This window comes from Roseibium algicola (assembly GCF_001999245.1).
GTDB lineage: Bacteria > Pseudomonadota > Alphaproteobacteria > Rhizobiales > Stappiaceae > Roseibium > Roseibium algicola.
The window spans coordinates 1,560,823-1,573,631 of the sequence record NZ_CP019630.1 but is presented as its reverse complement, the minus strand read 5'-3'; the positions used below and the strand labels follow the sequence as shown (position 1 = coordinate 1,573,631).

The window sequence follows — 12,809 nt, the reverse complement described above, 5'->3', positions numbered from 1 at the left end:
CGGTTGTCTCCGTTCCGCTTCTGAGGCGGTCTTAATGGGTTTCAAAGCGCTTTGAATGGCTATATCCAGCGCCTTCTCAGGTCAAGTGAACAGTGTTGAAAAAGTCGTTCGGCAATTGCTTTCGGTAAGCGATGTGTGAATTGCGTCGCACATGTGGAACGGGGAGGATGAGCACATGCAAAAACCGGCCCTGCGAGGCAGGACCGGTGGAGCTACTGAAAAGGAACGAAACACGATTTTGTCCGGAACGCGCTTTTCCTACATGGCTTAAGTGACAGGGGTGTGACCATCTCATTAAGTTTGCCTGCTCCGGGCCTCGCTGAAGACGGAAGCCCCCGACATGCCGCGCTTGCGTGGCCAACGCGTGTTATCTCTTTGGACTATCTTAGTTAAGTAACTGAAATAAAACATGGAAAAATATTGTTATGACGTTTAGGTCAGTTTCTTCTTGCAAAGCAACATGGAAGCTGGAACTGTCCCCGCACACAGAACTTACGTAAGATGGAGCCCCCCGCACGGACAAGAGATCCGGCGGAAATCGGGTTTCATCTTACGGGCGAAAAACCTGGAGGAAGTGTCATGACGGCAGCCATGGTGGGTTGGGCACACATGCCCTTCGGCAAGCATTCGGAAGAGACGGTTGAAAGCATGATCGTCAAGGTGGCGGTCGATGCCATCAAGGACGCGGGTATCGAGCCGGGAGATGTCGACGAGATCCTGCTCGGTCATTTCAATGCCGGTTTCTCGGCACAGGACTTCACCGCTTCGCTGGTGCTGCAGGCCGATCCGGCGCTGCGTTTCAAACCGGCAACCCGTGTCGAAAACGCCTGCGCCACCGGCTCTGCCGCCGTGCATCAGGGCGTGCGCGCCATTGCTTCGGGCGACGCCCGCTTCGTGCTGGTCGTCGGTGTCGAGCAGATGACCACGACGCCCGGCCCGGAAATCGGCAAGAACCTGCTCAAGGCCTCCTATTTGAAGGAAGAAGGCGATATCCCGGCAGGCTTCGCCGGCGTCTTCGGCAAGATCGCCGACGCGTACTTCCAGAAGTACGGCGACCAGTCCGATGCCCTGGCCAAGATTGCATCGAAGAACCACAAGAACGGTGTCGGCAACCCCTACGCCCAGATGCGCAAGGACCTCGGTTTCGACTTCTGCCGTGCGGAATCGGAAAAGAACCCCTTTGTCGCCGGTCCGCTGAAGCGCACCGACTGTTCGCTGGTGTCCGACGGTGCCGCCGCACTCGTCCTGACCGATCCTGCAACGGCTCTCGGCATGAAGAAGGCGGTTGCCTTCCGCGCTCTTGCCCATGTGCAGGATTTCCTGCCGATGTCGAAGCGCGACATCCTGAAGTTCGAAGGCTGTTACAAGGCCTGGGGTCAGGCACTCGGCGATGCCAATCTGGCGCTGGACGATCTGTCTTTCGTCGAGACCCACGACTGTTTCACCATTGCCGAGCTGATCGAATATGAAGCCATGGGCCTCACCAGGGAAGGCGAGGGCGCTCGCGCCGTGCTGGAAGGCTGGACGGAAATGGGCGGCAAGCTGCCGGTGAACCCGTCCGGTGGTCTGAAGGCCAAGGGCCATCCGATTGGCGCCACGGGTGTCTCCATGCACGTGCTCACTGCCATGCAGCTGACAGGCACTGCCGGCGAAATCCAGGTCAAGAACGCCGAGATCGGCGGCATCTTCAACATGGGTGGTGCCGCGGTGGCCAACTTCGTGTCCGTGATGCAGGCGATGAAGTAATCGGCAGGCAATCTGCGTCTGAAAATGTTTTGGAAGAGGGCGGGAAATCGCCCTCTTTTTTGTTCGCGAGATCAGGCATTTTCTTACGCGATGACATATTCGCAAAAATCGTTGGCCGGGCTGGATCGGGCGATAGGTTGTCCGTTTAGACTTACTCCGCAGCGTTTGCGATTGCCGAGTAGAAATCCGGATCCGTCAGTTCAGGCGGAGAAACCGGTGCGCCGCCGCCTTCGCCGACGTAAGTATCCGCCACGCCGTAAATGAAGACCCCGCCTGCGTTGCGCTTTGCGATGGCGACCCGCTCGATCAACTGGAAGTCGCCCGTCTCGCAGTTGGCGTAACTTGTATAGATCGGTTTGCCGTTCTCGTTGATCCGTTCGGAACCTGAGGTGAATTTGCCTTCCGCACATTTCTTCTGGCTGTCGGCAACAATAAGCGACATCAGTTCTTCTTCCGATTGGTAGCTGCCTGCCGGAAAAATATGCGCCACAATCGTGCGTGCGTCGTTGGTGGCAACAGCATGAAGGCCGTTCAGATCTTCTTCGCGCTGGCCGTCGGGAATAAGTTTTAGTCCGGACAGGCCAGCGCTGCCCATCAGGTTGAACAGGGCCTGGGTCGCTTCGATGGCAAGTTGCGGGTCGGTCGCCGAACTGGATGCCGCCGCTTCGTCCTTGGTCGGGGCGGAATGTCCGAGGCCGCCTTGAGAGTTGGCGCCTGGAGCGCCGGCAACGGGTGCCGCACCGTACCGTGCGATGTTCTGCTCCACGCATTTGGCAAGACGTGCCATCAGGCGAGAGGTGCCTGTCAGGCGGAATTCGTAATTGTAGGTGCCATCTCGAACGTAGAGCGTTCGGCCCCGGCGGAACCGGGTGATGATGTAGCCACCTCTCGGCATTTGCATGCGCGCCAGATCCTTCGATGTTGCCTTGGCAACGCCACTCTGCCACGCGCCCCGGTCGATGCGATACTGAAGCGCAATATCCGCGCCGACCTTCATGTTCCAGTGAGGTGCCGAAAAGCCGATGGCCCAGTTGTAATTCGTGTCGACCTGAACATACAGCGTGATGCCGCTGCGATAGTCAGCCGATGCAACACAGGTCGAGAAGGCGCCGTTCTGGTCGTCCGTGAAAGCGCTGCCATTCCAGCTGCCGATACGAAATTTGTCGACAACGGCCGCATGACCGATGCCGAGGCTGCCGAGGAGCAGTAGTCCCGCGGCAACCAATGAGTGAACAAGGCGCATCATACCCCCTTGATGCCATTCCGGCCGAGTGCCAGCCATCTGGAAAAGCTAAGCGAATTCCGCTGCGGCATCAAGAAAGACGCACGCTTCCCCGGAAGGCTGAACGCCGTTGCAAGTGAGGGCTGAACGGGGCGTTCACTGCCCGTTTTAACAGGAGGAAAACTCTTTCAACCGGACCAGGCCCGTTGGAAATTTTTCCTCGCAAAAATCACTCTGACCGGCTGCCGGGAATTGAAATTGGCCAAATCAGAGGATTGCAAAAAACTATTCCGCTTCTGTTTCCAGCTTTGAAATCCGGTGCCCGGCGCAGGCAAGGGCTGCCGATTACATTAGACCCATCAAACTGGGACTGGAGACCCTGACGATGACTAGCCGTGGTGGCGACACTCTGAAAACACTGAAAAAGCCGGAAGACCGGCTCGACGTGTTTCCGGCCTTCATGAAGGTTGCCGGCCGGCGTGTGCTCGTTGTCGGGCACGGCGGTGAAGCTGCTGCAAAGGTTCGTCTCCTGGGGGAAACCAACGCCCGGATCGTCGTCGTTTGCAAAATTGTCGAACCGGATCTGCAGGAGGCTATTGACCTCTTCGAGACCGAGCATCTTGCCGAGGATTTCCAGCCTGGTCATCTGAAGGACGCCGCTCTGGTCTTTTCCGCACGCGAAGACTGGGACCTCGACAAGGCTGTTGTCGATGCGGCACGGGCGCAGGGCGTTCCAGTCAATGCGGTCGACAAGCCGGAACTGTGCGATTTCTACACCGGTGCCCTGGTCAATCGCGCACCGATCGCCGTTGCGATAACCTCGACCGGTGTCGGTCCTGTCCTGTCGCGCCACATCCGCGCGCGCATTGAAGCCATGCTGCCGCGTTCGACCGGCGAGCTGGCGCGTCTTGCCGAAAGTTTCCGCGATGCCGCAACCAAGGTGATCCGCGACGGGGGGCTGCGCCGCAGTTTCTGGGCGCGCTTCTTCTCCGGTTCGGTCGCAACCAATCTCTATGCAGGCAAGGCTGATGTCGCCCGTTCCGAGGCACAGCGGTTGTTGAATTCGATGGCGGACGAGCCCGGTTTTGTCTGGCTTGTCGGTGCCGGGCCGGGCGCGGAAGACCTGTTGACCCTGCGCGCGCAGCGCCTGCTGCAGGAAGCCGACGTCATCGTTCACGATGCGCTGGTGCCGGCAAATGTCGTTGCCATGGGCCGCCGCGATGCGGAGCGCATTTCAGTGGGCAAGCGCAAGGGCGCTCATTCCGTGCCGCAGTCCGAAATTTCCGAGCTCCTGGTCGAGCTTGGCCGCAAGGGCTTGAAAGTCGTGCGTCTGAAAGCTGGAGATCCGATGATCTTTGGCCGTGCGGCGGAAGAAATGGAAGCGCTTCGCGAAGGTGGTATCGGCTTTGAAATTGTTCCAGGCGTCACGGCAGCCTTCGCCGCGGCAGCGTCAGCCCAGATCCCGCTCACGTTGCGCGGTGTCGCCTCCAACCTGGTTTTCGCTACCGGCCACAATGCCAAGTCCGAAACCCTGCCGGATTGGGCTGGGCTGGCACTCAAGGGCGCGACGGTGGCCGTCTACATGGGCCGGACCGTGGCAGCTGCCGTTGCCGAGAAGATGATCGGCGCAGGCCTGAAACCTGAAACACCGGTTGCCGTGATCGAGAATGCGGCACACCCGGACGAACGCCAATTTGCCGGAACCCTGTCCGAACTCGCGGTGCTGTCGAACCGCGCGGTGATCGACGGACCGGTTCTGATCGTGATCGGCGAGGCCGTGGGCCATGCCGCAATGGACAAGGCCGAACCCCTGGCGCCGCAGCTCGCCGCCCGGGTTGTAGCCGCCTGAACTTGAAGAGAGTGGACGCACATGAAAGTCATCACCGCCAACCGCCTTTTGAACGGCGATGTTGTCTGGCTCGCGGAAAACGGTTCCTGGGTCGAGCGCATTACGCTGGCTAAGGTTTATGACGGCAAGGAAGCGGTCGCGGCAGCCTTGGCCGAAGGTCTTGAAGCCGAGAAGAACCAGAAAGTCGTTGGTGTCTACGAGATGGACGTGACCGTGGAAGAGGGCGTCATCGTACCGGTGCGCCTGCGCGAAAAGATCCGGGCAACCGGCCCGACCACCCACCCGGAACTGGGCAAGCAGGCCCAGGCGGTTTCCGCCTGAAACAACAATGAAGGGCAGGGCAGCGCCTTCCATGGCAGCGCCCGCTGAGGAGAGATTGAGACATGTACCGTTACGACGAATTTGACGCGAGCTTCGTGAACCAGCGTACCGAGCAGTTCAAGGACCAGGTCCGCCGCCGTCTGGCTGGCGAACTTTCCGAGGACGAGTTCAAGCCGCTGCGCCTGATGAACGGTCTCTACCTGCAGCTCCATGCCTACATGCTGCGCGTTGCCATTCCCTATGGCACGCTCAACGGCCAGCAGATGCGCAAGCTTGCCCATATCGCCCGCACGTACGACCAGAGCTACGGCCACTTCACCACGCGCCAGAACATCCAGTTCAATTGGCCGAAACTGGAAGATACGCCGAAGATCCTGGAAGAGCTGGCAGAAGTCGAGATGCATGCCATCCAGACGTCGGGCAACTGCATTCGAAACGTGACCGCGGATCACTTCGCCGGTGCTGCCGCCGACGAGATCGCCGACCCGCGCCCCTATGCGGAAATCCTGCGCCAGTGGTCATCGCTGCATCCGGAATTCTCGTTCCTGCCGCGCAAGTTCAAGATCGCCATCACAGGCGCACCGAACGACCGTGCTGCCGTCCAGGTTCACGATATCGGTCTGCAGCTCGCACGCAACGATGCCGGTGAGATCGGGTTCGTGGTCTTCGTTGGTGGCGGACTTGGCCGTACGCCGATGATCGGCCGCAAGGTGCGCGACTTCCTTCCCGAGGAAGATCTGCTTGCCTACTCGGAAGCGATCCTGCGCGTCTATAACCGCTACGGCCGCCGCGACAACAAGTACAAGGCCCGCATCAAGATCCTGGTCCATGAAACCGGTCTGGACGAACTGAAGGCGGATATCGAGGCCGAATTCGAAAAGATCCGCTTCGGGGTCCTGCGCCTGCCGGACGAGGAAGTGCGCCGCATCGAAGCTTATTTTGCTCCGCCTCCGCTGGAAGTGGGCAATGCGACCTCGGCTGCCGTTGAAACACGCAAGGCGGCGGATGCAGCCTTTGCCCAGTTCACGGCGCATAACCTCAACCCGCACCGGGTCCCTGGCTATACGTCCGTCACATTGTCCATGAAGCCGATCGGCGGCATCCCGGGTGATGCGTCGGATGAGCAGATGGATGTGATCGCGAACCTTGCCGAGAAATACGGTCATGACGAGATCCGCATCAGCCACGAGCAGAACGTGATCCTGCCGCATGTGAAGCTGGACGACCTGCCGGCGCTGTTCGACGAGTTGGTGGCCGCGCGTATCGCGGAAGGCAATGCCGGTCTGATCACCGACATCATCGCCTGCCCGGGCATGGACTATTGCGCCCTGGCAACCGCCCGCTCCATTCCGGTTGCGCAGCGGATCTCCGAACGCTTCGGTGCTGCGGAACGGCAGGCCGAGATCGGTGAGCTGAAGATCAAGATCTCCGGCTGCATCAACGCCTGTGGTCACCACCATGTCGGCCACATCGGCATTCTCGGCCTGGAGAAGAAGGGCGAGGAATTCTATCAGGTGACGCTTGGTGGCTCCGCCAACGAAAACGCGTCCATTGGTGAAATCGTCGGCCGCGGCTTCTCGTCTGAAGAAGTGGTCGATGCCATCGAGAAGCTGGTCGATACCTATCTCGGCCTGCGGAACGGCAAAGAAGAGACCTTCCTGGAAGCCTATCGCCGGGTTGGGGAGGATCCCTTCAAGGAGGCCCTTTATGGCGCTGCATGAGACATTCAGCCTAGGTGTTGATCCGGAGCTGGGCTTGCAGGCGGAAGTCGCCGCACTCAACGCCCAGTTCGAGGATGCAACCGCGGACGACGTCCTGAGGGCGGCCATCCGCCACCAGTTCGCCGGTGGCATTGCCATGGTCTCCAGCTTCGGGGCCGATTCCGCAGTGCTCCTGCATATGGTTGCCCAGATCGACCCGTCGACGCCGGTCGTTTTCGTCGACACGGTCAAACTGTTTCCGGCCACGCTGCTCTATCGTGATGAGCTGATCGAGAAGCTCGGCCTGACCGATGTCCGCACCCAGAAGCCGAACAAGGATGATCTCTCCAGGGAAGATCCCGCGGGCATGCTCTGGATGAGCGATACCGACGCCTGCTGCCATATTCGCAAGGTGGTGCCGCTGGCCGAGGCCTTGAACGGGTTCGAAGCCTGGATTTCCGGCCGCAAGCGGTTCCAGAGCGCAAGTCGCTCCAGCCTGGAGTTCTTCGAAATCGACGAAGGCCGGGTGAAGGTCAATCCGCTGGCGGACTGGACGGCTGCCGAAATTCTGGATTATGCCAAGACCCATGATCTGCCGCCGCATCCGCTGGTGGCGCAAGGCTACCCCTCGATTGGCTGCCTGCCCTGCACCAGCAAGGTTGCCCCCGGCGAAGACCCCCGGGCTGGACGTTGGCGTGGCCAGGACAAGACGGAATGCGGCATTCACTGGCCGACCCATGGCAAGGAAGTTGACGGCAGCGGTATCTGACCGCTGCCGATAGAGGATTTTGAGGACGCAAAGAATGGCAACGATTTTCAAGGACGGCGATTTCGTCGAGGAAAGCTGGGCGCGGACAGATGCCGAAACCGGCACTGCAGTCGAAGGCGATGCACTTGTACCGATGACCGTGTTTCTCATCGACCCGGATGCATATCTGGCACGCGAGGGCAAAACCGCGGTCATCGTCGAGGCTGGTGACGATGTCGAGCTGATCGAAAATTATCTCGACCGGCTGGCACTGGTTGCCGTCGACTTTCCGAGCTTTTCCGATGGTCGCGGCTTTTCCGCAGCCCGCATCCTGCGTGAGCAGATCGGCTACAAGGGTGATATCCGCGCGCTCGGGAAATACATTCTCGACCAGGTGCCGCTGGCACGCCGCTGCGGTGTGTCGACGTTCGAGATTTCCAAGCCGGAAGTGCTGAAAGCTCTGAAGGCCGGTGAATGGCCCGAAGTGACCAAATATCTGCAGCCGGTCGGCACGGTTGATGAAATCCCGGAAGGAACACGCCCGTGGGCGCGCCGCTCCCACCGGGATCTGGCGGTCGCCGCGGAGTAAGCGGAACCGGCCTGCCCGTCTTGCGACAATGGTCATAGGCCGGCCGCACAAAATTCGAACGAGCGTTTCAGGGGACCTCGCAAGGCGGGGTCCCTATTTGTTTGCGATCGGCGATCCTTGCAAGAGGCCGTCGGCATCGCCGAAGACTACAGGTGCTTGCCCAAGGTCATTTGCTGTCGAAGGAAAAGGTGAAACCGAACCACGGCAAGCGTTTTGCCCGTCCAGTTTGTGTCAGCAACCGGAATGCAGTTCGTCAGTGGATTGAAACATCCGGTTACAGGCTGTGAATCGCATTGTCACAAGACTGACTTATTATACGTCATATGGTCTGGCGGCAAAGTGATTTGCCGGCGAACCGGCACTGGCGCACGAGGCAATGTGGCGTCGAAACGGGGATACCGGGGCATTGCCAATTGTTTCCCGAAATCCAATACCGCAGGCCGGTTCCGGTCCTCAGCAGGAATGTCGCTCAATGGCCGTCACTCGCACCCTCGAAACGCTCTTCGATCTGAGGAAGCCCGCAGTAAAGACCAACAAGGTGCTTGTGGTCGGGGTCAGTTCAAAGCGATCGCTCGGCCTGGCAATCGGCGAGCACATGTATCAGAACGGTTGGGAAACCGTGCTGACGTCGCGTCGGCCGGAAAAGCTGTCTGCCAAAACGCCGCATCACGACATCCGCTTCCTGGATTATCCGCAGTCCATCGACGCGATTGACGATCTGACCGACCTGACCGGCATGGTGTTCTGCCTGGCCAAGACCGACATCGGCGAAGCCGGACAGAACGGTCTGCTGGGGACGAGCGAAGAGAACTTTCTGAAGACGATCAGCACCAGCTGCTATGCCTTCATAGCCCTGGTGCGGGAGGTGCAGCGTCGCAACCCGAACCTCAGATCCGTTGTTGCCCTGACCTTCCTGGGCGGTGAGCGGGTGGTGCCCGGCTACGAGGTCCTGGGTGTCGCAAAGGCTGCCCTGGAACACTCCGTGCGGGCGCTTGCGGCGGAACTTGGCCATGAGAATGTCCGTGTGAACGGTGTTTCCGCCGGCGCGGTCCCGACCACGTCATCGCGCGTCCTGCCCGACTTCCGCAAGGTTCATGAAGTTCTCTCGCGGCAGTCGTTCCTGCGCCGCGGTGTCACTGCAGAGGAAGTTGCCGGAGCTGCTGCCTATTTGCTCAGTGATCTTTCCGGCGGAATGACGGGTGAGATCCTGCAAGTCAACGGCGGTCTGCGGCACACGGTTCTCTAAGCCGGTGGCTGGTTCGGCGTCGTGGTCTTTTCGTGATGCCGCACGTCGTTCAGCCTAATCCAAGTCAACGCTCCACGTGAACTTAATGCAAAACATCCGTGCTCCGGAAGTTAATGCATACTTTGTGCTTGTGTTTTTATTGGTTCGTTAGATAAACACCCTCACCATGCCTCAGAGGGATCAACGGATTCGGTTGCCGAAACCTTCCGAAACCAAGGGCGCACTTCGGGAAATTGCGGAACGTCCGACGGCGAATGCCTGAATTATCTTAATTCGAGCTGTCGCAGATGGAGAGAAAATTGGTCGCAAATTTATACGGAAAGGGTGGTGTCCTGGACCGGGTCGCAAGGCCTGAAATGCGCGTACCGTTCTTGCTGGGTCTGGTGGTGTTCCTGGCTTGCATCTTCGGCATTCTTACCCGGCCGACCGGGTTCCTGGCGGCAGTCTGGCCGGCCAACGCAATCCTCCTTGGACTGCTGGTCCGTGTGCCAAAGTCGGCTTGTTGGCAGAGTTGGGTTGCTGCTGCCGTAGGCTATCTGGCAGCGGATCTTCTGACAGGAGCGACGCTCGAAAAGGCCGTGCTGCTGAATGCGGCCAACATGGTTGGGGTGGCTGCCGGGTATCAGGTCTACAAGTACTTGCCTGCTTCCTCCGTTCGGCTGCAACAACCCTTGGCCCTTCTCCATCTCGCGGTGGCTTCGGCTATCGCCGCTTCCCTGGCAGGGGTTGTCGGGGGCATCGCAAATCCGATCCTCTTCGGCGGGGGCGTCATTCCCGGCTGGATATTCTGGTCGACGACTGAGTTGGTCAACTACATCTCCTTTCTGCCGGTTATCCTGTCGGCACCGAAGCTGGAAGGAACGTTGCCGGACTTTTCCGGTCTGCTGGCCCGGTTGAGGCAGGAAAAACGCGCACCGCTGATCCTGCTACTGATCTCCTGTATTGCTGGAGCAGTCGTCGGAGGACCTGGCGCCATTGCGTTTCCGGTTCCGGCGCTCTTGTGGTGTGGTGTCGTCTATCCGGTCTTTCCGACAGCGATACTGACGCTGTGCATTGGCGTGTGGGGTCTCGTCATCCTGTCAAACGGGCTTGGCGACAGCAGCTCCCTGCAACTCGACGTGATGACGCTCATTTCCATCCGGCTCGGCATTTCCCTTGTTGCTCTGGCGCCTATCATGTTGTCCTGCGTCACTCAGAGCCGGAATGCATTGTTGGTCCGTCTGCAATATCTTGCCACGCACGACCAACTGACCGACGTGCTCAACCGCAACGCTTTCCGCGAGGAGGTCTCCCGCAGTCTCTCCCTTGGCATGAACGGCTTTGCCCTGCTGATGGTCGACCTCGATCATTTCAAGTCGGTCAACGACACCTACGGACACGCCGCCGGTGATACCGTACTGGTCAGCTTCGTGCGGCGTGTGCAAGGCACGTTGCGGCCAGGCAGTCTTCTGGGGCGTATGGGCGGCGAGGAATTCGCCATCATGATTCCGAACAGCCAGATCATGGACGCAGTCGCGGAAGCCGAGAAAATTCGGCAAAGCGTCTGCAGTGAGCCGGTTGCCGCAGGAGACGGAAAACTGGTTCGCGTGACGGCAAGCCTCGGCGTCGTCGCTGTCGAACACGACAAGGCAGCCTGTCTTGATGCCCTGTTGGCCGAAGCAGACCGGCTTTGCTACCAGGCGAAGGAACGCGGCCGGAACCGCGTGGAGCATTGCGGAGCGGCATAGGGTTTTCGGACAGGCGGCCGTCAGACTTCCTTGTTTCTGGTCAGGTAAAGCAATTGCGGGAAGATTTCCTCCAGCGCCGGGTCACGTCCGGATTCCGCATTGGCCGTGTAGAACTGCCGATTTGCCTTCAGATTGGCATACCCGTGAATGAACGCCCACAGCATGGTTTCAACGGAAGTCCGGTGAACGGGGTTCTCGCAGTTCTCCGGTGAAAGTCCTTCGGAGACCTCCCTTAGAACCGCATAGGCTTCGCGGCTGGCCGGCTGAAGCTCCGGATAGATGTCGATCTGTCGTTCCATGGAGAACATCAGCCGGAACAGATGCGGGTTCTCTTCAACGAAGGCGATGTAACCGCGGGCGCTTGCGAGTATCTGTTCACGGGCGTCGTTGGACGCATCCGCCATATGCCGGCGCATCGTGCCCGCAAACTGCCGGAAGCCTTCCGTCGCGATGGCTGCCTGCAGGACGGCAAGATTGGCAAAGTGGTTCTTCGGCGCTCCATGGGAAACGCCGGCACGGGCGGCGCACGCCCGCAGCGACAGGGCCTCAAGTCCATCTTCGCGCAGAATGTCCAGCCCTGCCTGGATCAGGGCCTCTTTCAGATTGCCGTGGTGATATTTCGGGTCGCTCAGGCCTTTTTCCTCCATAAGTAGACACTGTCAACATTTTCGTTGACGGCTGAAAATTCCGCATATAGACAGTGGCAACATTGCTGGGGTCGCAATGCAGAAGGGTTGTCTTATGTCGTCTAAGTGTTATGTGCGGACTACCGTCCTTGCAAGTCTCGCGCTTGTCGCATGTCCTGCCATGGGGGAGGAACAGAAGGACTGGAGCGTACTGGTTGGCGCTGGTCCCTTCTTCGGTCCGGAATATCTGGGCTCCAAGGACTACGGTTTCGTTCCCGGCATCATCGCGTCTGTGCAAAAGGGGCCTTATTTCGTCAAGTTCAACGGTTTGACGGCGACCGCCAACGTGCTGCCTTTCGACAGCTTTTACGCCGGACCGCTTATTGGCTACGGCACGGGCCGCAAGGATGTGTCCGACAATGTTGTCGACAAGCTTCCCGATGTTGACGAGGAGCTCTGGGTTGGTGCCACGGCAGGTGGTGGTTACGCCGGATTGCTGCTTGATCGCGATTCACTTGGTGCCAGTGTCGAGATTGCCCATGACGTCATCGGCGACAGCGGCACAACGGCCACATTCAGCCTGGGTTACGAAATCAACGCGACCCAGCGTCTGGCTTTCGGCCTTGATGTCTCCACGACCTTTGTCGACGGCACCTATGCTGACGCCTACTATTCCGTGACCGCAAAAGGCGCGGCCGCAAGCGGTCTCAAGGAATACAAGGCCGACGCAGGCTTCAGGGACGTGAGCGTGGATGTTTCGTCAAGATTTGCCGTAACCGAAAACTGGGGCGTTGGTGGCCTCGTCGGCGGGTCGGTACTTCTCGGCGGCATGGCTGATAGCCCGATCGTTGAAGACCGGGGAGAGGCGCTCAACGGCCATGGCGGTCTGTTTCTCTGGTACAAGTTCTGATCGGCGGTCTGCACGGAAAGCTGCTCTGACGCGGTCAAACTGTGCCGGAACCTTTCCCGGAAAAACCACGAAGCGCACCAGCGCCAGAACGTCATCCGTTGCATCAGTGGCTCCGTCAGCCAGAA

11 protein-coding genes are annotated in these 12,809 nt (G+C 59.4%); 9 read left to right on the top strand and 2 right to left on the bottom strand.

The genetic code is table 11. The features are described from left to right. Nucleotides 1–579: 579 nt before the first annotated feature. Complete coding sequence (locus B0E33_RS07310) at nt 580–1,746, top strand: acetyl-CoA acetyltransferase (protein ID WP_077290818.1); 1,167 nt, start codon at nt 580–582, stop codon at nt 1,744–1,746. A 151-nt stretch (nt 1,747–1,897) separates the two neighbouring features. Here B0E33_RS07310 and B0E33_RS07305 read toward each other — a convergent pair whose 3' ends face one another. Continuing rightward, nucleotides 1,898–2,992, bottom strand: a complete 1,095-nt coding sequence (locus B0E33_RS07305; RefSeq protein ID WP_077290817.1) for a hypothetical protein — start codon at nt 2,990–2,992, stop codon at nt 1,898–1,900. 361 nt (nt 2,993–3,353) lie between these two features. Here B0E33_RS07305 and cysG point away from each other — a divergent pair, with 361 nt between their 5' ends. From cysG to B0E33_RS07270, 7 genes are all read left to right on the top strand, one after another. After that, entirely contained in the window at nt 3,354–4,817 is a 1,464-nt protein-coding gene (cysG, locus tag B0E33_RS07300; RefSeq protein WP_077290816.1) for a siroheme synthase CysG, read from the top strand. 21 nt (nt 4,818–4,838) lie between these two features. Continuing rightward, nucleotides 4,839–5,138 (top strand): DUF2849 domain-containing protein, encoded by a 300-nt coding sequence (locus B0E33_RS07295; RefSeq protein ID WP_023002204.1) that lies wholly within the window; start codon nt 4,839–4,841, stop codon nt 5,136–5,138. A gap of 62 nt (nt 5,139–5,200) precedes the next feature. Beyond that, on the top strand, nt 5,201–6,859 hold the full coding sequence (locus B0E33_RS07290; protein WP_077290815.1) for a nitrite/sulfite reductase: 1,659 nt from the start codon (nt 5,201–5,203) through the stop codon (nt 6,857–6,859). Beyond that, entirely contained in the window at nt 6,846–7,607 is a 762-nt protein-coding gene (locus B0E33_RS07285) for a phosphoadenylyl-sulfate reductase (protein WP_023002202.1), read from the top strand. Before B0E33_RS07290 ends, B0E33_RS07285 begins: the two co-directional genes overlap by 14 nt. A gap of 34 nt (nt 7,608–7,641) precedes the next feature. Beyond that, complete coding sequence (locus B0E33_RS07280; protein ID WP_077290814.1) at nt 7,642–8,175, top strand: DUF934 domain-containing protein; 534 nt, start codon at nt 7,642–7,644, stop codon at nt 8,173–8,175. A 472-nt stretch (nt 8,176–8,647) separates the two neighbouring features. Further along, a complete protein-coding gene (locus B0E33_RS07275; protein WP_023002200.1) occupies nt 8,648–9,421 on the top strand; it encodes an enoyl-ACP reductase FabI in 774 nt (257 codons plus the stop codon). 299 nt (nt 9,422–9,720) lie between these two features. Beyond that, a complete protein-coding gene (locus B0E33_RS07270) occupies nt 9,721–11,148 on the top strand; it encodes a GGDEF domain-containing protein (RefSeq protein WP_167579505.1) in 1,428 nt (475 codons plus the stop codon). Nucleotides 11,149–11,168: 20 nt separating this feature from the next. Here the strand turns inward: B0E33_RS07270 and B0E33_RS07265 are convergent, their stop codons facing one another. Beyond that, nucleotides 11,169–11,795, bottom strand: coding sequence for a TetR/AcrR family transcriptional regulator (locus tag B0E33_RS07265; protein WP_077290811.1), 627 nt, complete (start codon nt 11,793–11,795; stop codon nt 11,169–11,171). A gap of 94 nt (nt 11,796–11,889) precedes the next feature. Here B0E33_RS07265 and B0E33_RS07260 point away from each other — a divergent pair, with 94 nt between their 5' ends. Beyond that, nucleotides 11,890–12,684, top strand: a complete 795-nt coding sequence (locus tag B0E33_RS07260; RefSeq protein ID WP_167579504.1) for a MipA/OmpV family protein — start codon at nt 11,890–11,892, stop codon at nt 12,682–12,684. The last annotated feature ends 125 nt before the right edge of the window (nt 12,685–12,809 follow it).

Coding starts and splice junctions, on each gene's coding strand:
- B0E33_RS07290 (WP_077290815.1), top strand. CDS start 5,201: ATGTACCGTTACGACGAATTTGACGCGAGCTTCGTGAACCAGCGTACC.
- B0E33_RS07280 (WP_077290814.1), top strand. CDS start 7,642: ATGGCAACGATTTTCAAGGACGGCGATTTCGTCGAGGAAAGCTGGGCG.
- cysG (WP_077290816.1), top strand. CDS start 3,354: ATGACTAGCCGTGGTGGCGACACTCTGAAAACACTGAAAAAGCCGGAA.
- B0E33_RS07260 (WP_167579504.1), top strand. CDS start 11,890: ATGTCGTCTAAGTGTTATGTGCGGACTACCGTCCTTGCAAGTCTCGCG.
- B0E33_RS07310 (WP_077290818.1), top strand. CDS start 580: ATGACGGCAGCCATGGTGGGTTGGGCACACATGCCCTTCGGCAAGCAT.
- B0E33_RS07285 (WP_023002202.1), top strand. CDS start 6,846: ATGGCGCTGCATGAGACATTCAGCCTAGGTGTTGATCCGGAGCTGGGC.
- B0E33_RS07265 (WP_077290811.1), bottom strand. CDS start 11,795: ATGGAGGAAAAAGGCCTGAGCGACCCGAAATATCACCACGGCAATCTG.
- B0E33_RS07295 (WP_023002204.1), top strand. CDS start 4,839: ATGAAAGTCATCACCGCCAACCGCCTTTTGAACGGCGATGTTGTCTGG.
- B0E33_RS07275 (WP_023002200.1), top strand. CDS start 8,648: ATGGCCGTCACTCGCACCCTCGAAACGCTCTTCGATCTGAGGAAGCCC.
- B0E33_RS07305 (WP_077290817.1), bottom strand. CDS start 2,992: ATGATGCGCCTTGTTCACTCATTGGTTGCCGCGGGACTACTGCTCCTC.